This window comes from Longispora sp. NPDC051575, assembly GCF_040681875.1.
Classification (GTDB): Bacteria; Actinomycetota; Actinomycetes; order Mycobacteriales; family Micromonosporaceae; genus Longispora.
Window position 1 is genome coordinate 17467 of record NZ_JBFAZP010000008.1, and the last position, 20402, is coordinate 37868.

The 20402-nt window shown below is 73.1% G+C and carries 20 protein-coding genes, 1 tRNA gene and 1 pseudogene; 13 read left to right on the top strand and 9 right to left on the bottom strand.

Going from position 1 to position 20402, the window contains the following annotated elements:
* Positions 1–2: 2 nt before the first annotated feature.
* Together AB0M43_RS24220 and AB0M43_RS24225 are read right to left on the bottom strand one after the other, a co-directional pair.
* Positions 3–803, bottom strand: a complete 801-nt coding sequence (locus AB0M43_RS24220; RefSeq protein ID WP_363728549.1) for a metal-dependent hydrolase — start codon at positions 801–803, stop codon at positions 3–5.
* A gap of 112 nt (positions 804–915) precedes the next feature.
* Positions 916–1578, bottom strand: a complete 663-nt coding sequence (locus tag AB0M43_RS24225; protein WP_363728050.1) for a 4'-phosphopantetheinyl transferase superfamily protein — start codon at positions 1576–1578, stop codon at positions 916–918.
* Between the two features lie 108 nt (positions 1579–1686).
* Here AB0M43_RS24225 and AB0M43_RS24230 point away from each other — a divergent pair, with 108 nt between their 5' ends.
* The 3 genes from AB0M43_RS24230 to AB0M43_RS24240 are packed head-to-tail and all read left to right on the top strand — an operon-like array spanning position 1687 to position 4471.
* Positions 1687–2691 (top strand): permease, encoded by a 1005-nt coding sequence (locus tag AB0M43_RS24230; RefSeq protein ID WP_363728051.1) that lies wholly within the window; start codon positions 1687–1689, stop codon positions 2689–2691.
* On the top strand, positions 2688–3392 hold the full coding sequence (locus AB0M43_RS24235) for a TIGR03943 family protein (protein WP_363728052.1): 705 nt from the start codon (positions 2688–2690) through the stop codon (positions 3390–3392). The genes AB0M43_RS24230 and AB0M43_RS24235 overlap by 4 nt, the downstream gene beginning before the upstream one ends.
* Positions 3389–4471: a hypothetical protein gene (locus AB0M43_RS24240; protein ID WP_363728053.1), complete on the top strand. Its 1083-nt coding sequence runs from the start codon at positions 3389–3391 to the stop codon at positions 4469–4471. The genes AB0M43_RS24235 and AB0M43_RS24240 overlap by 4 nt, the downstream gene beginning before the upstream one ends.
* Positions 4472–4576: 105 nt before the next feature.
* Here the strand turns inward: AB0M43_RS24240 and AB0M43_RS24245 are convergent, their stop codons facing one another.
* From AB0M43_RS24245 to AB0M43_RS24255, 3 genes are all read right to left on the bottom strand, one after another.
* Positions 4577–4867, bottom strand: coding sequence for a YiaA/YiaB family inner membrane protein (locus tag AB0M43_RS24245; RefSeq protein ID WP_363728054.1), 291 nt, complete (start codon positions 4865–4867; stop codon positions 4577–4579).
* A 49-nt stretch (positions 4868–4916) separates the two neighbouring features.
* The gene (locus tag AB0M43_RS24250) at positions 4917–5879 is read right to left on the bottom strand and encodes an alpha/beta hydrolase (protein ID WP_363728055.1); all 963 of its coding nucleotides are present in this window, start codon (positions 5877–5879) and stop codon (positions 4917–4919) included.
* A gap of 286 nt (positions 5880–6165) precedes the next feature.
* A tRNA-Arg gene (locus AB0M43_RS24255) sits at positions 6166–6238 on the bottom strand.
* Between the two features lie 91 nt (positions 6239–6329).
* Between AB0M43_RS24255 and AB0M43_RS24260 the strand changes: the two genes are divergently transcribed.
* From AB0M43_RS24260 to AB0M43_RS24295, 8 genes and pseudogenes are all read left to right on the top strand, one after another.
* Positions 6330–6839, top strand: a complete 510-nt coding sequence (locus tag AB0M43_RS24260; protein ID WP_363728056.1) for a hypothetical protein — start codon at positions 6330–6332, stop codon at positions 6837–6839.
* The gene (locus AB0M43_RS24265) at positions 6840–7841 is read left to right on the top strand and encodes an ADP-ribosylglycohydrolase family protein (RefSeq protein WP_363728057.1); all 1002 of its coding nucleotides are present in this window, start codon (positions 6840–6842) and stop codon (positions 7839–7841) included.
* Positions 7842–7912: 71 nt separating this feature from the next.
* A pseudogene (ssb, locus tag AB0M43_RS24270) lies at positions 7913–8287 on the top strand (single-stranded DNA-binding protein); the annotation flags it as partial.
* A gap of 304 nt (positions 8288–8591) precedes the next feature.
* A complete protein-coding gene (locus AB0M43_RS24275) occupies positions 8592–9620 on the top strand; it encodes a cobalamin biosynthesis protein (protein ID WP_363728058.1) in 1029 nt (342 codons plus the stop codon).
* 58 nt (positions 9621–9678) lie between these two features.
* A complete protein-coding gene (locus tag AB0M43_RS24280) occupies positions 9679–11157 on the top strand; it encodes a cobyric acid synthase (RefSeq protein ID WP_363728059.1) in 1479 nt (492 codons plus the stop codon).
* Positions 11158–11229: 72 nt separating this feature from the next.
* Positions 11230–11802 (top strand): AAA family ATPase, encoded by a 573-nt coding sequence (locus AB0M43_RS24285; protein WP_363728060.1) that lies wholly within the window; start codon positions 11230–11232, stop codon positions 11800–11802.
* 176 nt (positions 11803–11978) lie between these two features.
* Complete coding sequence (locus tag AB0M43_RS24290) at positions 11979–13319, top strand: dipeptidase (protein WP_363728061.1); 1341 nt, start codon at positions 11979–11981, stop codon at positions 13317–13319.
* Positions 13320–13680: 361 nt separating this feature from the next.
* Positions 13681–14637 carry a hypothetical protein gene (locus AB0M43_RS24295; protein WP_363728062.1) on the top strand — a complete coding sequence of 319 codons (957 nt, stop codon included), beginning with the start codon at positions 13681–13683 and terminating at the stop codon, positions 14635–14637.
* A 24-nt stretch (positions 14638–14661) separates the two neighbouring features.
* Here the strand turns inward: AB0M43_RS24295 and AB0M43_RS24300 are convergent, their stop codons facing one another.
* From AB0M43_RS24300 to AB0M43_RS24310, 3 genes are read right to left on the bottom strand one after another with little or no spacing between them, the layout of a single operon-like run.
* The gene (locus AB0M43_RS24300; RefSeq protein ID WP_363728063.1) at positions 14662–15393 is read right to left on the bottom strand and encodes an ABC transporter permease; all 732 of its coding nucleotides are present in this window, start codon (positions 15391–15393) and stop codon (positions 14662–14664) included.
* Entirely contained in the window at positions 15390–16343 is a 954-nt protein-coding gene (locus AB0M43_RS24305) for an ATP-binding cassette domain-containing protein (RefSeq protein WP_363728064.1), read from the bottom strand. Before AB0M43_RS24305 ends, AB0M43_RS24300 begins: the two co-directional genes overlap by 4 nt.
* 10 nt (positions 16344–16353) lie before the next feature.
* Positions 16354–16965, bottom strand: coding sequence for a GNAT family protein (locus AB0M43_RS24310; protein WP_363728065.1), 612 nt, complete (start codon positions 16963–16965; stop codon positions 16354–16356).
* Between the two features lie 69 nt (positions 16966–17034).
* Here AB0M43_RS24310 and AB0M43_RS24315 point away from each other — a divergent pair, with 69 nt between their 5' ends.
* Both AB0M43_RS24315 and AB0M43_RS24320 read left to right on the top strand, forming a co-directional pair.
* Positions 17035–17799 carry an SURF1 family protein gene (locus tag AB0M43_RS24315; protein ID WP_363728066.1) on the top strand — a complete coding sequence of 255 codons (765 nt, stop codon included), beginning with the start codon at positions 17035–17037 and terminating at the stop codon, positions 17797–17799.
* Positions 17796–18200, top strand: coding sequence for a hypothetical protein (locus tag AB0M43_RS24320; RefSeq protein ID WP_363728067.1), 405 nt, complete (start codon positions 17796–17798; stop codon positions 18198–18200). Before AB0M43_RS24315 ends, AB0M43_RS24320 begins: the two co-directional genes overlap by 4 nt.
* A 37-nt stretch (positions 18201–18237) precedes the next feature.
* On the opposite strand, the gene AB0M43_RS24325 is transcribed toward AB0M43_RS24320, so the two are convergent.
* The gene (locus tag AB0M43_RS24325) at positions 18238–20400 is read right to left on the bottom strand and encodes a transglycosylase domain-containing protein (protein ID WP_363728068.1); all 2163 of its coding nucleotides are present in this window, start codon (positions 20398–20400) and stop codon (positions 18238–18240) included.
* Positions 20401–20402 lie beyond the last annotated feature (2 nt).

A 20402-nucleotide genomic window follows, 5' to 3' on the forward strand; every position in this document is an offset into this window, starting at 1 on the left:
CATCATCGCAGGTGGTCGAGGATGTCGGGCACCGCCAGAAGAATTCCGGCGAGTCCGGCCACGATCACAAAAAACGGGCGGAGGAAACCTCGTTCGAACCCGCCGTTCACCTGGACGGCCATAAAATTCGGTACGCCGATCTCGCGCCACACCCGGCCGGCCAGCGGCAGCGGCCACAGGACGGGGCAGCCGGCCCTGGTGATCATGTCGCCGAGGGTGTGGATGACGCCGCCGAACGCGATGGCGAGCCCGAGCAGCGGGAAGCCCCGGTCGGCGGGCAGCCACAGCCACGCCCCGTACGCGGCGCCGGCCGACAGCAGGGTCACCACGATCCAGCCGCGCTCCTTCGCCCAGTCGGCCAGCAGGCCCCGGATCGCGAGCCCGAGGGTGAAGAACAGCAGCCCGATCACGAACGGCTTGCCCCAGTGCCCGGCGAGGAACGCGACCAGGCCGCCCAGGGCCACGTTGAAGACCCAGGTGTGCGTGAGGGTGCGGTGGCCGTTCTTGCGCTTCGGGTCGTGTTTGGCCCGGGTGACGGTGTAGACGGCGAGGGCGAACTTCTCCACGCACTCGGCGAGGAACAGCGACGCGACCCCGAAGGTGCGGGCCACGGTCGCGCCGCCCTTGTTGGCGGTGACCCGGCCCGAGCAGTCCAGGTCGGGCAGCAGTGCGGCGCCGGCGCAGACGGCGGCTCCGACGACCAGTTCGGCGGGGCGCTGGTGGATGTTCATGAACTCACCGAGCGCCCACGAACCCGCCAGCCACGCGGCGGCCCCGGACATTGCGTGCGTCGGACCCATCACCATGCCGCCGAGCGTCCCGGTTCGTGCCCGGGTGGGCGACTGCGACACGCGGCCGTGACCAGATTGTTGCGGGGCACACGTTTGGAGCTCGGGAGCACGGGTAGGTGGGCGGTCAGCCCGGGGTGAGCAGCCTCGGTTCGCGGGCGCTGACGGCGGCGAAACCGAAGCGGTGCGCGGGATCGAGCCAGTCCAGCACGTGCCACGGTGCGAATCGGACCACCTGCCGGGTACCGGCCGGAACGTCCGCCGGCAGCGCCGACAGGTCGGTGTCCCGCAGCCGCCCCAGGCTCGCCGCGCCCACCTTGATCAGGGCCTCCTTGCGCACCCACTGCCGGATGAACGCCGCGCGCGGGTCCTCGGCGGCCCGGACCGCCGCGAGCTCGCCGTCCGCGAGCACCTTCGCCATCAGCCCGTCGTCGAGTCGGCGCCCGATCGCCTCCACGTCCACGCCCACCGGGCCCCAGCCGGCCGCCGCCGCGACCGCGCCCCGGGTGTGCGACAGGCTGACGTGCACCTCGGGCCGCCCGTCGACGTACGGCCGGCCGTGGTCGACCGCGCCGCAGCCCGCGCAGCGCTGCCGGAGCACCACCTCGCCGGCCGGCACGCCGAGCAGGGCGGCCACGCACCGGCGGACCAGGACGTGCGCCGCGACGTAGTCGTCCCGGTCGATCCCGCGGCGGTACGCGTCGGCGCGGGCGCGTTCCTCGGCGGTCAGCGACTCCCCGCCGCCGTCCGCCAGTACCGTCGCCGTGTCCAGGACCATCGCCAGTGTCACGGGTGAAGGGTAGCGGGCGTCGAATTGTCCACTGGAGTACCAGATAACAGGTCCGTTATAGGGGTTTCACCCCTTCGCGTGGCGGGGCTCGACTAGTACCGTCACTCTGTGCAGACAGAGACCGCCGTCCGGGCCGCCGCCGGACACGACGCGCCGCCCCGGCGGAGACGCGTGCGTTCCGTGGAGGTCCTCGCGGTCCTCCTCATCGTCGCCGTGTTGGCCAGGGGGCTGCTCGCCGACGCGATGGACTCCCCGGTGCTCCAGAGCTGGACCACCGTGTTCATCTCCATCGTCATCCAGGCCATGCCGTTCGTGGCGCTCGGCACCCTGCTGTCGGCCGCGATCGCCGTGTTCGTGCCGCCGGGGTTCTTCACGAAGGCGCTGCCGAAGAACCCGGTGCTCGCGGTGCCCGCCGCCGGGCTCGCGGGCGGCATCCTGCCCGGCTGCGAGTGCGCCTCGGTGCCGGTGGCCGGCGCGCTGGTCCGCCGGGGCGTCACCCCGGGCGCGGCGCTGGCGTTCCTGCTGTCCGCGCCCGCGATCAACCCGGTCGTGATGATCTCGACCTATGTGGCCTTCCCCGGTCAGCCGTCGATGGTGGCGGCCCGGTTCGGCGCGAGCCTCGCCGCCGCCGTCGTGATGGGCTGGCTGTGGCTCCGGCTCGGCCGCGACGACTGGCTGCGCCAGCCCGCGCACCACGACCACGCGGGCAAGGGCAAGCTGATGGCGTTCGTCTCGGCCGCCCGGCACGACATGACCCAGGCCGGCGGGTACCTGGCGATCGGGGCGTTCGCCGCCGCGACCCTCAACGTGACCGTGCCGCCGACCTGGCTGCGCGCCGTCGCCGAGAACCCGGTGCTGTCGGTGCTGGCCCTGGCCGCCCTCGCCGTCGTGCTGTCGATCTGCTCGGAGGCCGACGCGTTCGTGGCCGCCTCGCTGACCCAGTTCTCGCTCACCTCGCGGCTGGTGTTCCTGGTCGTCGGCCCGATGGTCGACCTCAAACTGTTCGCGATGCAGGTCGGGGCGTTCGGCCGGCGGTTCGCGCTCCGGTTCGCGCCCACGACGTTCGCGGTCGCGGTGCTGGTGTCCGTCGGAACGGGGGCCCTGCTGTGGTGAGACAGGCGACCAGGTCGGTGATCCTGCTGCTCGTGGGCGGCGCGATCCTCAAGACCACCATTTCGGGTACGTTCGTGCGCTACGTCAAGGAAGGCATGTGGCCCCTGCTGTACGTGGCCGGCGGGGCCATGGTCCTCATCGCCGTCCTCGGACTCGTCGGGCTGTTCCGCAAGGCGGACGGGCACGGCCACGAGCACGGCGGCCGGTTCGACGCCGCGTGGCTGCTCATGGTGCCGATGCTCGCCGTGCTGCTGCTCGCCCCGCCCGCGCTCGGCGGCTTCTCCGTCAACCGGACCGGCTCCGCGCTCGGCACCGCCCCGGCCAACACCGACTACCCGCCGCTGGCAGCCGGGGACCCGGTCCGGCTGTCGGTGCTGGACTACGCGAGCCGTTCCGTGTTCGACGGCGGCCGGACCCTCGCCGACCGCAACGTCAAGCTGTCCGGGTTCATCGTCGCCGGCCCCGACGGCCGGGTGTACCTGGCCCGGATGCGGATCAACTGCTGCGCCGCCGACGCCCGGCCCGTCAAGATCGGGCTCACCGGTGCCCTGCCCGGCGGGCTCGCCCCGGACAGCTGGTTCGAGGTGGTCGGGAAGTACGACCCGCGCACCGATCTGGACGAGGTGAGCGCGGAGAAGATCCCGTACATCGCGGTGGCGTCGGCGAACCCGATCGCCGCCCCGAAGAAGGCGTACGAATGACGGACCTGCGGCTGTTCGCCGGCACCGGGGCGGCCCTGCTCGGCGTCGCCCTGCTCCTCGCGCTGCCCGCCCCCGTGGCCCCCACCGCCCCGGCCGGGCCCGCCCCCGCCGTCGAGCTGGCGGTGGCCTGGCCCGGGGTGGCCACCGGCACCACCACCGGCACCCTCGTCGACGGCCGGACCTACGAGCCGGCCCTCTACCTCGACCCGGACACCTCGCTCGGCTGGCTGAGTACCTGGCTGAACCCCGCGAAGCGGACCACCACCTACGTGCTGCGGACCGGCGACGAGGTGCGCGAACTCGTGCCGTGGACCGCGGACAAGCTCCGCACCGTCGACGCGGTCGCCGCCACCGCCACCCGGGTCTACTGGTTCCAGGGCACCCGGGACGCCGTGACCGGGGACAAGACCCAGGCGCTGCACGTCGCCGACCGGGCCGGCGGGCCGCCGCGCCAGGTCACCGACGACGTCGGTACCCCGCTGCTGTTCGGGTCCGCCTACGACCTCCAGGTGGTCGACGGGCGGCTGCGGTGGGCGGCGGACCTGCCCGACGGGACCGAGGTGCGGTCGGTGGCGGAGGACGGCGGCGAGGTCACCCGTACCCCCGTGCAGGGTGATCTTGTCCTGCGGGCCTGGCCCTGGGCCACCTCGCCGTGGACGCCGCAGGGCACGCCCGTGGAGCTGGTCGACCTGGTCGGCGGCGCGCGGCGGACCGTGCCCGCCCAGACCGGCGAGCAGGTCAGCTGCGGGGCCGAGTGGTGCCGGTTCACGACCACCGGCACGCTCGAACTGCGCCGGCCCGACGGCGGGGACAAGCGGCGGATCGGCGGCGGGGACGCGCAGACCCTCGGCTTCGCCCTCGGGTCCACCGGGCGGTTCGAGTTGTACTCCACGCCCGGGGCCGCCAACGCCACCAGCGTGACCAGCACGATCTGGCTGTACGACCCCGTCGCGCGGCGGTCCGTGCGGATCGTCGACGTGGCGTCCGGGGTCAACGCGCGCGACGGGTTCCTGTTCTGGTCCACCGGGGACCACGAGACGCTGATGTGGCACACGTTGGAGCTGGCGAAGCTGCGCTGACCCGGGCCGGGCCGCGCTGACCGGGCCGGACCGCGCAGCGCTGACCTGGGCCGGGCCGGGCCCGGTGGGGGTCCCGGCCGCCCCCGTCGGCCGGCCGGTGCCCCGTCAGGCCTTGGAAGCGCGGAACGGGTCGTGCTCGGTGAGCAGCTTGTCCAGCCGGGCCTGGTCCACCCGGCTGACCACCTCCGTCGTCTCCTGCTTGTCCCGCACGCACTTGGCCAGCGTGAAGGACGCCGTGACCAGGTAGAGCAGTCCGAGCGCGAGGAACGACCGGATCCACGGCCCCACCGGCAGGAAGACGACGGCGAGACCCATGGCGGAGAGCGCGACCCCGAAGGAGATGATCGACTGTACGTAGAACGCTGCGGTGTTCTTGGCCTGCAAGGGGGTGCTCATGTCACACAGTCTCGGCCGTTCCCCCTGGTCAGGGCATGAGTACGGGTACTCAACCCGCCGCGATCAGCTCCTCGGCCGGCTGGCGCATCGCCGGGGTGCCCGGCCGGGGCGTGACCCGCTCGGACACCCGTAGGTACGGCAGCCCGGTCAGCGGCTGTCCGGTGTAGAACCGCAGCGCCAGGTCCGCCGCCTCCGAGCTGCGCTCCAGGTAGCTGAGGTGGTCGGCGTCGGCCAGGGTCGCGAACCAGGCGTCCGTGCACGTCGCGGCCAGCGCCCGGCACAGCTCCGGCGTGGTCAGCGGGTCGTGCTCGCCGGTCACCACCAGGGTCGGCACGGTCGGCGCGGGCTTGGCGTCCATCGCCTTGTGGTCGAGCAGTCGCTGGGTGTTCGCCAGGTACTGCGCCACCTCGTCCGGCGTGACCGAGGCGAACCGGCGCAGCAGGATCCGGTTGATCGCCGTGCGGTGCTGCACCTTGAGCGCCGGGTCCTGGCACATCATCAGGGCCACGCACTCGGTGGCGAACTCCTCCATCCGCCCCTGCCGGAGCAGGGTCAGAGTGTGCGTGATCCGCTCGCGCGCGCCGTCCGGGATCCGGCTCATCGCGCCGAGCAGGACCATGCTGCGCAGCCGGTACGGGTACTTCTGGGCCACCCGGTACGCGATGGAGCTGCCGTAGGAGCCGCCGGCCAGGTTGACCTTGTCCAGCCCGAGGTCGTCGAGCACCCTGACCAGGGTGGCGGCCAGGAAATCGGCCCCGTACGACGGCGGCAGGGTGTCGGCCTCCCCCCAGCCGGGCAGGTCCACGGTGACCACGTCGGCCACCGCGAGCGTGGTCTGGGCCAGCGGGCCCCACGTCTCCTTGCGTTGGAACGCGCCGCCCACCATCACGACGGGGGCGATCTGCGGGGTGGCGGAGTAGGCGACGCGGGAGGCGAACCGGAAACCACCCCAGTGGTGTTCGACGACGCTGACCTGTTTCGCGGGAACCCCGGGGGCGAGGTTGGTGGACATGAGCAGCTCTGCTTTCCGCCCCGCCACTGGGTCGGCGGTGGAGGGCATGACGAAGCGGACGGCCGGGGGCACCGCAGCCGTCGCGGAGAGTTCGTGAACGCCGAGACCTTACCCGGCGAGTCGGTCGATTCGCAGGATATTACCTAATAGCGGCGTGTCGGTCGAATCAATCCTTTTGGGTACGTTGATAACGAGTATCGACGGGGGTCGGTGACGCTGGGTTCGGCGGCCGGCCGGCGCCGGGCATGCGAAAGGGCCCCCACTCTCCAGGAGTGGAAGCCCGAGGTGCGCCTGGTAGGGATCGAACCTACGACCAACCGCTTAGAAGGCGGATGCTCTATCCACTGAGCTACAGGCGCGTCGAACAGAGGTTACCGCCTGGAGGGAAGGGTCAGAAACCGGTCTGCTCGGTTGATTGCTGAAGGGCGAAACGCCGGATAGGTTCGCCACGTGCAGGTGACCCACACCACATTTTTACCCCTCCTGCGGCAGGCGAAGGATGCCGGCGACAGCGTCGCGGATGACTTCGGCGCGGGTCTCGTCGTCGCGTACACCTTCGGTCCGCCCTATGGTGAACGCCCTGTGACCTGGGGGGATATTGATCAACTGGGCTGGACGCACTGCCGGTTGCGCACCGAGGCCGCCGGCAACCTCGTCCAGCGGCTCGACCGGCTGCGGGTGCACGGCAAATCGCCCGCGTTCATGCTCTCCTTCGATGGCCTCGAATCGAGCCTGCTCACGGCCGACCACGAGATCTGGGACCAGCTCGCCGGGGCCGTGACGGGGGAACTCGTCGTCGGCGTCCCCGCCCGGGACGTGGTGGTCGTGACCGGTACGGGCTCGCCGTCCGGTCTGGACAAGGCACGGCGTACCGTCGACCGGGTGTTCTTCGCCGGCGACGAGAACCTGCTCAGCCCCGAGTTGCTCGTCCGCCGGCCCGGAGGCTGGGAGCCGCTCTAGGTGAATGATCTCGTGACCGCCGCCCGGGCCACCCTGCTCGGCGGCGCGCTCGGCGACGCGCTGGGCGAGCCGGTGGAGTTCCTGTCCCGCGAGGCGATGCCCGCCGACCTGCGCCCCGGGCCGCACATCTCCGACGACACCCAGATGACGCTGTTCACCGCCGAGGGGCTGATCCGGGCCCGGCTGGGCGGGGGAGCCGTGTCCGCCGAGCTGTTCGCGGCCTACCGGCGCTGGCTGCTCACCCAGGACCGCGGGTACTTCGACGCCGCCGACGGCTGGCTGCTCGGGCAGCGCGACCTGTGGGCCCAGCGGGCACCCGGCCTGACCTGCCTGTCCGCGCTCCGGCGCGACGTGCCCGGCACGGTCGAGGAGCCGCGGAACAACAGCAAGGGCTGTGGCGGGGTGATGCGGGCCGCGCCGGCCGGGTTCCTCGCCGACCCCGAGGCCGCCTACCGGGTCGGGTGCGACCTCGCGGCCCTCACCCACGGTCACCCCTCCGGGTGGGTCGCGGCGGGGGCGCTGGCGATGCTGGTACACCTCACGGCCGTCGCCGGTCGGCCCCTCGTCGACGCGCTGCCGCAGGTGACCGACAGGGTGGCCGTCACCCCGGGCGGTGAGGAGGTGCTCGCCGCCCTGACCTCCGCCGTCCGCGCGGCTGCCGCGACCCCGGCGGATTTTCGGGTACTCGCCACGCTCGGTGAGGGCTGGGTCGCCGAGGAGACCCTGGCCATCGCGGTCTACGCCGTCCTGTCGCACCCCGACGACGCGCGCGCCGCGCTCCGGTTGGCCGTGGCGCACGACGGGGACTCCGACTCCACCGGGGCGGTGGCCGGCAACCTGTTCGGGGCCGGCGGGGGCGCGCTCCCGGCCGACTGGCTCGCCGGGCTGGAGCTCGCGGACGTGATCGGCCGGGTCGCCGAGGACCTGGTGGCAGCGCTGCACGGCACCCCGCAGGGGCTGATCGTGCGCTATCCAGCGGCGGGTTATCCACAGGCGGGGTAGTTGTCCACAGGCTGGTGCTCCGAGCCGCGCGTTCCGGGCACGCTTCCCTCACACGACAGAGAGGGAGAGCCATGTTCGACACGTACGTCACCATCGTCGGCAACGTCCTGAGCGCGCCGGAGAGCCGCCGGACCACCCGGACCGGGGTCACGGTCACCAACTTCAAGATCGCGTCCACGTCCCGGCGGTTCGACCGGGCCACCGAGACCTGGGTCGACGGGGACTCGCTCCGGGTCAAGGTCGCCTGCTGGCGGCGGCTCGGCGAGCACGTGGGCGCGTCCCTGGCCCAGGGCGACCCGGTGATCGTGACCGGCCGGCTGCACACCCGGGAGTACGAGACGGAGACCGGCGAGAAGCGGATCTCCTACGAGCTGGAGGCCGACGCCGTGGGGCACGACCTGGCCCGGGGCACGGGGCGGTTCAACCGGTGGCGGCCGGCGCCCACGGAGATGGTCGAGGACGGCTCGGCGGACGGGTTCAGCGGCGGGGAGGCCACCGAGGTGCTGGAGGAGGAGCTGGTGGGGGTGTGACCGTCGGCTGGGGGTGAGCTGACGATCGGGCGGCCGGCGGCGGACCCGCCACAGGTTCGCCGCCGGCTCAGGGGTCCCCGGTGCGGGTGGCTGCGTGCGCTGGCTCGGCGCGGGTCGCCCGTGGCGGTGGGCGCGGCGCGGGTCGCCCGGTGCCGGTCGTCCGCCCCGGTTCCCGAGCAGTCGGGGAGGTGGGCTCCGGCGGGTCGTTAGGCTCCCTGTCATGCGTACCTCCATCGCCGCCGCCAACGCCACCGGCCTGCTCGCCGGTGTCCTCCTCGACCGGCTGCTCGGCGATCCCCGGCGGCTGCACCCCGTCGCGGGCTTCGGCCAGGCCGCCGCCGCGCTGGAGCGTCGCGGGTACGCGCCGACCCGTGCCGCCGGGGCCCGGCACGTCGCGATCGCGGTCGGGGTGCCGGTCGCGGCGGCGGCGTTGGCCCAGTTCGCGACGCGGAACCGGCCCCTCGCCCGGGCCGCGCTGACGGCGGTGGCGACCTGGGCGGTGCTCGGCGGTACGAGCCTGCGCAGGGAGGCCGTCACCCTCGCCGACGCGCTCGCCGTGGGCGACCTGCCGGCCGCGCGCGCGAAACTGCCCAGCCTGTGCGGGCGCGACCCGTCCAACCTGGGCCCGGACGAGCTGGCCCGGGCCACGGTCGAGTCCGTCGCGGAGAACACGTCCGACGCGGTGGTCGCGCCGTTGTGCTGGGGTGCCGTGGCCGGACTCCCGGGCCTGGTCGGGTACCGGGCGGTCAACACCCTCGACGCGATGATCGGCCACCGCTCGGCGCGCTACGAGAACTTCGGCTGGGCCGCCGCCCGCCTCGACGACGTGGCCAACCTGTTCCCCGCGCGCCTCGCGGCCGGCCTGACCGTGCTCGTGGCGGGGAAGGGGCGCCGGGGCCCGGCGCTGCGTACCTGGCTGCGGGACGGGGCGAAGCACCCCAGCCCGAACGCCGGCCAGGTGGAGGCCGCCGCCGCCGGGGCGCTCGGGCTGCGGCTCGGCGGGCGCAACGACTATGCCGGGCGGGTCGAGGTCCGGCCCACGCTCGGGGACGGCGCGCCGCCGCTGCCCCGGGACATCTACCGGGCGGCCCGGCTGTCCGGGGCGATCGGCACGGCGGCCCTGGTCGCGACGGCCGGCCACGCGCTGGCGGCGCCGGCGCGACGGGCCGTGGTGTCATGGCTGCGCGCTCGCCGACGTGACGCCGCAGGCCGGTCCGCGCTGGTGCGGCGGGCCGGGGGCGGTCGGTGATGACCAGAAGACACGCGGCGGGACTGGACGCCGAGTCCGCGGGCCGGGCGGGTGGCCGGTGAAGGGGGCGCTGCTGGTCGCAGGGACCACGTCGGACGCCGGGAAGAGCATCCTGACCGCCGGGATCTGTCGGTGGCTGCGGCGGCAGGGGGTGCGGGTCGCCCCGTTCAAGGCGCAGAACATGTCCAACAACTCGGCCGTCACCCCGGACGGCGGGGAGATCGGCCGGGCCCAGGCGCTCCAGGCGGCCGCGTGCGGGCTGGAGCCGAGCGTGCGGTTCAACCCCGTGCTCCTCAAGCCCGGCAGCGACCACAGTAGCCAGGTGGTGGTCCTGGGGCAGCCGTACGGGCAGGTGGACGCCTCCAACTACCGGCAGCTCAAGGGGCAGCTGTCCGGGATGGTGTTCGACACCCTGGCCGAGCTGCGCGCCGACCACGACGTCGTGATCTGCGAGGGCGCCGGCAGTCCGGCCGAGATCAACCTGCGCGCCGGGGACTTCGTGAACATGGGCCTGGCCCGGGCCGCCGACCTGCCCACGATCGTGGTCGGCGACATCGACCGGGGCGGGGTGTTCGCGGCCCTGTACGGGACCCTCGCGCTGCTCGACGCCGCCGACCAGGCGCTGATCCGGGGCTTCGTGATCAACAAGTTCCGGGGCGCGCGCTCGCTGCTGGAGCCCGGGCTGGACATGCTGCGGGAGCGTACGGACCGGCCGGTGCTCGGGGTGCTGCCGTTCAGCCCCGACCTGTGGCTCGACGGCGAGGACTCGCTGTCCTACCGGGACGGCGCGGTGCTCGGCCGGCCCCGTCCGCCGGTGGGCGCGGAGGGCCTGACCGTGGCCGTGGTCCGGCTGCCCCGGATCTCCAACGCCACCGACGCCGAGGCACTGGCCGCCGAGCCGGGCGTGACCGTGCGGCTCACGTCCAACCCGGCGGAGGTGGCGGCCGCCGACCTGGCCGTCCTGCCCGGCAGCAAGGCGACCGTCGCCGACCTGGCCTGGCTGCACGAGTTCGGGCTGGACCGGGTGCTCGCGGAGCGGGTCCGGGCGGGGCGGCCGGTGTTCGGCATCTGCGGCGGGTACCAGATGATGTCCCGGCTCATCCACGACGACGTCGAGAGCCGGGCCGGGGCGGTGCCGGGGCTCGGGCTGCTGCCCGTGGACATCACGTTCGCGGCGGCCAAGACGCTCACCCGGCCGGTCGGGGAGGCCCTGGGACAGCCGGTGACCGGGTACGAGATCCACCACGGGCAGGCGACCGTGGACGACTCCGCGCCGCCGCTGATCGGGGTGCCCGGCGGCGGGGAGGGCGTGCTCGCCTGGCCCGTCGCGGGGACGCACTGGCACGGGCTGCTGGAGAACGACGCGTTCCGGCGGGCGTTCCTGGTCGAGGTCGCGGCGCAGGCCGGGCGGGACTTCAGCCCCGCGCCGGACACCGACTTCGCCGGGTTGCGGTCGCGACAGTTGGACCTGCTGGGCGACCTGGTCGGGGAGTACCTCGACACGGAGCTGCTCACGGCGATCATCGAGGGCCGCTGAGTACGACGGGGAGCGCGAGGGCCCCGGCGAGCGCAAGCCGGCTGACCAGGCGGACCGGGAGGGACTGTGGGCGTGGCTGACCAGGATGTCGTCGAACTGGCGCGGCGGGTGGTCCGGGCGGAGCCGAGGCTGGGGGACGTGCGGGTCGTGGCCGTGGACGGGCCGTCCGGGGCGGGGAAGACGACGTTCGCGGAGCGGCTCGCGGTGGCGGTCGCGGCCGAGGGGGCGGCGGTGGCCGTCGTCCACCTCGATGATCTGCTCGACGGGTGGGACGACCTGCCCACCATGTGGCCCCGGGTGGAATCCCTGCTGCTCGGGCCCCTGCGGGAGGGGCGGGCGGCGCGGTTCCGGGCGTACGACTGGGTGGCGGGGGAGTTCGCCGGGCCCTGGCGGGAGGTCGACCCCGGCGCGGTCCTGATCCTCGAAGGCGTCTCCAGCGGCCGGGCGGCTGTCCGCGGGGAACTGGTGGCGAACGTGTTCGTCGACGCGCCGGAGGACGTCAGGCTCGCCCGGGTGCTGGCCCGGGACGGCGAGGAGCTGCGCGAACCGTTGCGCCGCTGGGCCGAGGCCGAACGGGAACACTTCGCGGCCGACGGCACCCGGGAGGCGGCCACGCTCCGGATCGCCGGAGACCGGGCGGAGTAGCGCCGACACCCGACCTGGGCCGCGCGGCCACCAGGCAGAACGACAGCATCCCGGCCGGTTGTCAGTGCGCCGGCGCCACGGGGATCACCGGCCGGGCGCGTACCCGGAAAAGGGGTGTCTCGGCTCACGGCGGGGAAACCGGACGGCCGGGAAGGCCCGGCGAATAGGATCCTGGCATGACCGACGCCCTTCGCGCCGCAGTGCAGCGGCTCCTTCCCCAGGCCCGTGCAGACCTCGAGGCTCTCGCGCGCATCCCCAGCATCGCGTTCCCCGGGTTCGACCACAGCCACGTCCAGGCCTCCGCCGAGAAGGTCGTGGAACTGTGCCGCTCCGTGGGCATCACCGATGTCCGGATCGTGCGCGCAGGGGAGGGCCAGCCCGCCGTCATCGCCAAGATCCCGGCCCCGGAGGGCGCGCCGACCGTCCTGCTGTACGCGCACCACGACGTGCAGCCCGAGGGGGACCTCGACGCGTGGCGCACGCCGCCGTTCGAGCCGACCGAGGTCGACGGCCGGCTGTACGGGCGGGGCTGCGCCGACGACAAGGCCGGCATCGTCGCGCACCTGACCGCGATCCGCGCGTTCGGGAACCGGCCGCCGGTCGGCGTGACCCTCTTCATCGAGGGCGAGGAGGAGTTCGGCTCGGCGTCGCTGCCGGACCTGCTGGAGGCGCACAAGGAGGACCTGCGCGCCGACGTCATCGTGATCGCGGACTCCACCAGCTGGGACATCGGCACACCGGCGCTCACCACCTCGCTGCGCGGGCTCGTGGACTGCTACATCGAGGTCAGCACGCTCGACCACGCCCTGCACAGCGGCATGTGGGGCGGGGTGGTGCCCGACGCGCTCACCGTGCTCAGCCGGCTGCTCGCCACCCTGCACGACGTCGACGGCAGCGTCGCGGTCAAGGGCCTGCACGACGCCGGCCCGACCCCGGTGGACTACCCGCACGACCGGTTCCGGGCCGAGTCCGGCCTCCTCGACGGGGTGCAGCTGATCGGCCGGGGCTCGATCACCGAGCGGCTGTGGAACCAGCCCGCGATCGCCGTCACCGGTATCGACTGCCCGACCGTGCGCAACGCGTCGAACACGCTGGTGCCGAGCGTCCGGGCCAAGGTCAGCATGCGGATCGCCCCCGGGCAGGACGTGGACGCCGCGATGGACGCCCTCGTCGCGCACCTGGAGTCGCACGCGCCGTGGGGCGCCAAGGTCGCCGTGACCCGGGGCGAGAAGGGCGCGCCGTGCGTGGTCGGCACCGACGGGCCGGCGTACACGGCCGCCCGGGCCGCGCACAGCGAGGCCTGGGACGGCGCGACGTGCGTGGACCTGGGCGTGGGCGGCTCGATCCCGTTCATCGCCGAGTTCCAGGTCGCGTTCCCGCAGGCCGAGATCCTGGTGACCGGGGTCGAGGACCCCGACGCCCGGGCGCACGGCCCCAACGAGAGCCTGCACCTGGGGGAGTTCGCCAAGGTGTGCCTCGCGGAGACGCTGCTGCTGGCGAAGCTCGCCGAGGGCTGACGGGTGGTGGCCTGGTGACGGGCCACCAACCCCATGAGTTGGTTACGGTGGGGTCCGACCCGGTATGCATCGGTTTCCCTGGCTGGACGGGCCGGGGGTCAGGACGGGGCTGGACCGATCGGGTGGTCCGCGCGTCCCGGGCTCGGCCGGTGCCCCGGCCACGGGCGACCGGGTCGGGGCATGTCTCCCAGCGGCCGACCAGGTCCGGTCGCGATGGTGGTCGGACGGTCAGGTCCGGGCTCGGCAATGATTCGTCTTCGTGGGTGTGTCCGGGCTCCCCGGTCCGACATGATGGGCCGGAGACCGTCGCCGGACGGGGCCGCCCCGTGCCCGCCGGCCCCCCGACCCGGAGGCCCGCGTCATGGCACCGTCCCGTTCGCTTCCGTGGTTCCTGGCGTGCGCGGTGACGGCGGTGCTCGCGGTCGCCGGTTGCTCGGCGGAGAAGGCCGCCCCGGAGGCCGCCGCGCCGCCCGCCGTCTCCGGCACGGCCCCGGGCACCCCGTCGCTCCCGGCCCCCGCGCCGGCCCCGACCACCCCGGCGTGCGCGGCCCCGCAGGGCTGGGACTGCTCGTGGGGGCCGAAGTTCGCGCAGGTCAGCGCCCGGGTCGCGGCCAGTCCGGGGCAGCTCGGCGTCGAGGTGCGCGACCGGCAGACCGGTGCGGTGTGGAAGGCCGGCGCGGCGGACAAGACGACGTGGACCGGTTCGACGATCAAGCTGGCGATGGTGGCCAGCGTGTTCGAGAAGGCGCGGGCCGGGAAGGTGACGCTCACGACCGCCGACCGCAAGGACATCGCGGACATGCTGTCGTGGTCCTCGGACGACGCGGCCGACCGGGTGTGGCGGAAGTTCGGGCGGGACGCGATGGTGCCGGGGTTCCGGGACACGTACGGGATGAAGGGGTTGACCTTCGTTCCGGGGTTCGACCGGTACTGGGGCTTCATGAAGTGCGGGCCGGACGACCTGACGAACCTGATGTCGTACGTGCTGGGGAAGCTCGCGGCCGAGGACCGGGCGTACATCGTGCGCGCGATGCGGTCCGTCGAGGACATCCAGCACTGGGGCGTGTGGGCGGTGGGCGCCACCCAGGGCGCGGGTACCAAGAACGGGTGGTCGCAGGAGCTCGACGGCGGCGTGGAGCACTGGGTGACGAGCACCGTCGGGTTCGCCGGGCCGGCCGAGCGCTACGTCCTGACGGTCATGTACTCGATGCCCCCGGGGCAGGACTCCCTCGCACTGGGCGTGCACACGGTGAGCGACATCCCGGCGGCCCTCTTCGGGGTGGCGACCCCGGCCCCGGTGGTGGTCCGCCCGTCCTGACCGGGTGCGGGCCGCCGGGCCGGGTCAGGCGTCGCTCCGCCGGAGCTTCACCCATGCGGCCACCAGCAGGACCATGGTCCAGCCCGCGAAGATCCCGAGGCCGCCCCACGGGTTCTCCCCGTTCGGATCCATGATCCTGGCCCCGGCCCCGGTGGGCCACCACTGCGCGACGGCGAAGCCGAACTCGCCGAGCAGGAACAGCACGACCGGCCCGATGTACAGCACGCCCATCACGGCGGAGATGGCCCCGGCGCTGTGCCGGATCAGGAATCCGCAGGCCATCGAGAACACGCCGAGCACCCCGGAGTAGAGGCCGACGCCGATCAGGGACCGCAGCACCTCGGGCTCGGACAGGCTGGCGGAGTGCCTGCCGAGCAGCGACTGGCCGGCGGCGAACGTGGCGAAGCCGATCACCAGCCCGCCCGAGGTGGCCACGGTGGCGGCGACGACGGCCTTGGCGAGCAGGAACCGGGTCCGGTCCGGCACGGCGGCGAGGGTGACCCGGATCTGCCCGGTGGTGTACTCCCCGGTGGCGATCAGCACCCCGAGCACGCAGATCGCGAGCTGTCCGATCATGAACCCGGTGAGGCTGGCGTTGGTCTTGGAGCCGTCGTCGCCCTCCTGGAGGTGGGTGAAGAACACGGCGCCCATGCCGATGGCGACGCTGAGCACGGCCGTGGCGAGCAGACTCCACGCCGTGGACCGCAGCGACCACACCTTGGACCATTCGGCCCGGATGACGTTGACGGTGGTCACGCGCGCCCCAGTTCGATGGTGCCGGCGGGGGCGTCGGACCGGGCCGGGCCTCCGGTGCGGAACTGCACGTCCGCGCTGGTCAACTCCATGAATGTCTCCTCCAGGGAGGCCCGGACCGGGGTGAGTTCGTGCAGGCGCAGGCCCTGGTCGGCGGCGAGGTCGCCGAGGGCGGCGCAGTCGAGGCCGGTGACCGCGAGCGCCCCGTCGGGGGTGGGCACGCCGGTGCCGCCGGCCGCGGTGACGAGGGCGAGGAGCCGGTCCGGTTCGGGGCTGCGGACCAACGTGTGCCCGCCGGAACCGCGCCCGGTGAACTCGGCCACCGACGTGTCGGCGATCAGCCGGCCCTGCCCGATGACGATCAGGTGGTCGGCGGTCTCGGCCATCTCGGTGAGCAGGTGGCTGGACACGAACACGGTGCGGCCCTCGGCGGCCAGGCCGCGCATCAGGCCCCGGATCCACCGGATGCCCTCCGGGTCGAGCCCGTTGACCGGTTCGTCGAACATCAGCACGGCCGGGTCGCCGAGCAGCGCGCCGGCGATGGCGAGCCGCTGGGACATGCCGAGGGAGAAGCCGCCGATCCGGTCCCGGGCGACGTCGGCGAGGCCCACGGCGTCGAGCACCTCGCCGACCCGCCGCCGGCCGATGCCGTTGCTCAGGGCCAGGGCGAGCAGGTGCTTGTACGCGGTGCGTCCCGGGTGCACGGCGCGCGCGTCGAGGACGGCCCCGACGGTGCGCAGCGGGGCGGGTGTCCGCCGGAAGTCGGCGCCCCCGACGGTGACGGTGCCGCCGGTGGGCCGGTCGAGGCCGAGGACCATCCGCATCGTGGTGGACTTGCCGGCCCCGTTCGGGCCGAGGAAGCCGGTGACCACACCGGGTCGTACCGTGAACGACAGGTTGTCGACGGCGGCCGACGCGCCGTAGTACTTGGTCAGTCCATCCGCGACGATCATTTCGCGAATGTTAGCCGGAGTTCTGCGAGGCGGCCGTTCCCAGCGGTCCGCGCAGGTCGGCGGCGACGAGCGACCACACCTCCAGGTCGACCCGCCCGCCGTGCACGTAGCCGGCGTTGCGCAGCAGGCCCTCGTAGGTGAAGCCGGCCTTCTCGGCGACCCGGCGCGACGCCAGGTTCCCGGGGGCGATCCGCAGTTCCACCCGGTGGAAGCCGTGTTCCAGGACGAGCGCGACGGACAGCGCGTCGAGCGCCTCGCACGCGATCCCCTGACCCCGGACCTCGGACGACATGGCGTAGGTGACCTGGGTGACGTGCGCGGCCCAGTCGGTGCGCTTGGCCCACAGGCAGCCGACGAGCTTGTCGTCCTCGCGGCGGACGACGCCGTAGTGGTCGCCGTCGCCGCTGTCCCGGCGGTCGGCGGCCAGGTCGGTGCACCACTGGTGCCCGTCGGTCTCGGTGAAGGGGTCGGGGAACGGCAGCCACCGTCGGGTCTGCCCGTCGTCGAACACGGCGGTGACCGCTGGGACATCGGCGACGGTCAGGGTGCGGACCAGGAGCCGAGGGGTCTGGACGGTCATCGGCGGGAACCGCCGTACGGGCGTACTGATCCCTGTTCTCACCGCGCGACCTTATCGCGCGGCCCACTCCGAGAGCCAGGTCACACGTTCGGGACAGGTACGGTGACCGTCGTGTACCGCTTCCTCGCGACCCCCCGCTGGCTGGGCATGGCGGCGCTGTGCCTGGCCCTGTGCGCCGGCATGGTCGGGCTGGGCTACTGGCAGTTGCAGCGCTTCCACCAGCGGGCGGCGATCAACGACCGGGTGGACGCGGCGGTGCTGGCCCCGCCGGTGCCGGTCGCGGAGCTGAGCGCGCCGGGCGCGAAACCCGCGGACGCGAAGGAGTGGCGGCAGGTCACGGCGTCGGGGGTGTTCGATCCCGCGAACGTGGTCCTGGCCCGGGGCCGCACCCTGGACAACAAGGTCGGCTTCGAGGTGCTGGTGCCGCTGCGGCTGGCGGACGGCACGGCGGTGCTGGTGGACCGGGGCTGGGTCCCGCCGGCCGCCTCGGGGCTCAACGCGCACCCGGCGGTGCCGGCGGTGCCGAGCGGCCCGGTGACGGTCGCGGGCCGGCTGCGGCTGCCGGAGAGCAGCCCGGGGCCGGTGGACCGGGCCGGCGGGGTGCTGGAGGTGCGCCGGATCGACCCGTCGAAGATCGGCAGGGACCTTCCCTATCCGGTACTGGGCGGCTGGATCTCCGTGGAGGTCGCCGATCCGGGGTTCACGGCCGTGCCGGGCGAACCGGGCAGGCAGCCGACCTGGATGAACGTGGCCTACGTGATCCAGTGGTGGTTGTTCGCCGGAATGGCACTCTTCGGGTACTTCTGGCTGGCGCGCAAGGAAGCGGGCACCGGGGACGCGGCCGGTGGCGGCCGGGCACTACCCTCAGCGGGGTGACCGACCCCTCCCTCCCGGTTCCGTACGCGGGGCACGCGTACCAGATGGAGCCCGTCCTCGCCCAGATCGGCGAGATCCAGGTGACCCCGCGCGTGGCGCGCACCCCGGCGGGGGAGATTCCGCTCCGGGGCAGCGTCTGGTCGACGACCGACCAGTTCATGGCCACCCAGCACACGCCGACCTGGGCGATCGTGTGCGCGATCCTCGGGTTCTTCTGCCTGACGATCTTCAGCCTGCTGTTCCTGCTGGCCAAGGAGACCCGGTTCTCGGGGTACGTGAACGTGATGGTCGGCAATGGCCGGCAGATGTACACCACCCGGATCCCGGTGCAGAGCCAGGCCCAGGTCGCGCACATCTACAACCAGGTCAACTACGTGCGCTCGGCGTCGCTGACCGCATAGCGAAACGGCCCCGCCGGAGCGGGGCCGTTCCGTGGGTTCAGCGGCCTGCGGGCCTGGCGGGCGCGGCGGGCGCCCCGACGATCGAGTCGGGCGGCGGGGTGAAGTCCCGCACCGGTTGGCCCTCCAGCGCGTCGTGCAGCAGGACCGCCACCGTGTTCACCGGCTTCTGCGAGTTCGAGTCGCCGACGGAGTGGAACGGGTTGTCCGGGTCGGCCATGAACGACGCCCCGCACAGCTCCGGCGTGAACGCGACGAACCACGCGGCCCGGTTGCTGTCGGTCGTACCGGTCTTGCCGGCCACCGGGCGCTTCACCTGCGGGTACACCCCGGGGGCGGTGCTCCAGTCCCCGCAGCTGCCCTTGGCGGCCTTGTAGCCGGTGACGCAGCGCGCGGCGTCGGCGGCCGCCTGGGCCACCTCGGGCCGGACCGCCTGGTTGCAGGCCGGCGAGACGTTGACCTGCTTGCCGGTGGAGTCCCACAGGCCCTGGACGGCCAGCGGGGCGCAGTACACGCCGTTGGCGGCGACGGTCGCGTAGGCGGCGGCCATCTCCAGCGGGGTGGTGTCGGCGACGCCCAGGGTGAAGGCGCCCCAGCCCCAGGAGCGCTCGGGGGTGGCCATCTCCCGGTCGACGTCGTTGTGCCACTTCAGGCCGATCCGCTCGGCCATGGCGACCGCGTTCTCGGCGCCGACCCGCTGGACGAGCTGGGCGAAGTACGTGTTCACGGACTTGCCGAACCCGGACCACATCTGCTGGTTGCCGGTCATGCCGGCCGACGCGTTCGACGGGCACCACCGGTCGCCGCACGAGGCCGGCCCGCCGGGCTCGACGACGTACTTCGTGGTCACCTTCGGCGGGGCGTAGATGTTCGTGTTCAGCGGCATGCCCGCGTCGAGCGCGGCGAGCATCGTGAACATCTTGAACGTCGACCCGGCCTGGTACCCGGACATGTCCCCGCCGCCGAGCAGCGGCACCACCGTGTTCGGGTAGCTGCCGGGGATGCCGGCGGACCGCTTCGCGCTGTTGCTGTTGGGGCCGTTGCCGCTCTGGTCGAGGGCGTAGACCCGGTTGACGGCCATCGCGGAGACCTTGCCGGTGCCGGGTTCCATCAGGACCACGCCGTGCGCGTAGGAGCTGTCGTTGCTCTCCCGCTTGGTCACCTGGTCGTGCGCGATGCCCTGCACGTTCGGGTCGAGGGTGCTGTGGATGACGTACCCGCCGCGGCGCAGCGCGTTCTCCCGCTCGGCCCGGGTCGCCCCGAACTGCGGCTGCTGGAGCCACCACGAGTGCATGAAGTCGCAGAAGAAGCCCCAGTCGTTGTACGTGACCGAGACGCAGTCGTTGGGGATCGCGCCGACCTTCAGCTCGATCGGCGAACCCTTGACCTTCGCGGCGGCGTCGGTCGACAGGTAGCCCACCGACACCATCCGGTCGACGACCCAGTCGCGCCGCTCGGTGGCGGTCTTCTTGTCGGTGCTCGCCGGGTCGTACTCGGACGGGGCCTGGACGAGCCCGGCGAGCATCGCGCTCTCGGCGACGTTGAGGTCCTTGGGGAGCTTGGAGAAGTAGATCTGCGCGGCGGCGTAGATGCCGTAGGCGCGGTGTCCGAAGTAGGCGACGTTCAGGTACCCCTCGAGGATCTGGGGTTTGGTCCACTTCTGTTCGAGTTCCACGGCCATCCGCATCTCGCGGATCTTGCGGGTACTCGTCTGCTCGGTCGCGTCCTTCGCGGCCTCGGGGGTGTCGGCGTTGGTGATCAGGATGTTGCGGACGTACTGCATCGTCAGCGTCGAGGCGCCCTGGTGCACCTCCCCGCTCACCTGGTTCTTCACGAACGCCCGGACGACACCCTTGGCGTCGACCCCGTTGTGTTCGAAGAACCGCTGGTCCTCGGCGGCCACCATGGCCTGCTGGGCGGCGCCGGACACGTCGGAGAGGGGCACGACCTTGCGCGCCTCGTCGTAGAACGTGGTCAGCAGGGTCTTGCCGTCGTTGGCGTAGACGTACGACGCCTGGGGCGGCTGACCGGCCGGAAGCTCCGTACCGGTGTGTTCGATGGCCTCAGCACCGTTCTTGGCGCCGAAGCCCGCGGTCGCCACGATGGGCATCGCGATGGCGGCTACCAGGACCCCGCCCGCCAGACCGCAGCGCACGAGTGGACCGAGCCGACCGAGGGCATGGAATGCGGCTGGAATCCTCACAA

What these genes read in the sequence shown, in the direction of transcription:
- AB0M43_RS24240 (WP_363728053.1), top strand. Translation starts at nt 3,389, where the DNA reads ATGACGGACCTGCGGCTGTTCGCCGGCACCGGGGCGGCCCTGCTCGGC.
- AB0M43_RS24295 (WP_363728062.1), top strand. Translation starts at nt 13,681, where the DNA reads ATGGCACCGTCCCGTTCGCTTCCGTGGTTCCTGGCGTGCGCGGTGACG.
- AB0M43_RS24245 (WP_363728054.1), bottom strand. Translation starts at nt 4,867, where the DNA reads ATGAGCACCCCCTTGCAGGCCAAGAACACCGCAGCGTTCTACGTACAG.
- AB0M43_RS24250 (WP_363728055.1), bottom strand. Translation starts at nt 5,879, where the DNA reads ATGTCCACCAACCTCGCCCCCGGGGTTCCCGCGAAACAGGTCAGCGTC.
- AB0M43_RS24305 (WP_363728064.1), bottom strand. Translation starts at nt 16,343, where the DNA reads ATGATCGTCGCGGATGGACTGACCAAGTACTACGGCGCGTCGGCCGCC.
- AB0M43_RS24275 (WP_363728058.1), top strand. Translation starts at nt 8,592, where the DNA reads ATGCGTACCTCCATCGCCGCCGCCAACGCCACCGGCCTGCTCGCCGGT.
- AB0M43_RS24290 (WP_363728061.1), top strand. Translation starts at nt 11,979, where the DNA reads ATGACCGACGCCCTTCGCGCCGCAGTGCAGCGGCTCCTTCCCCAGGCC.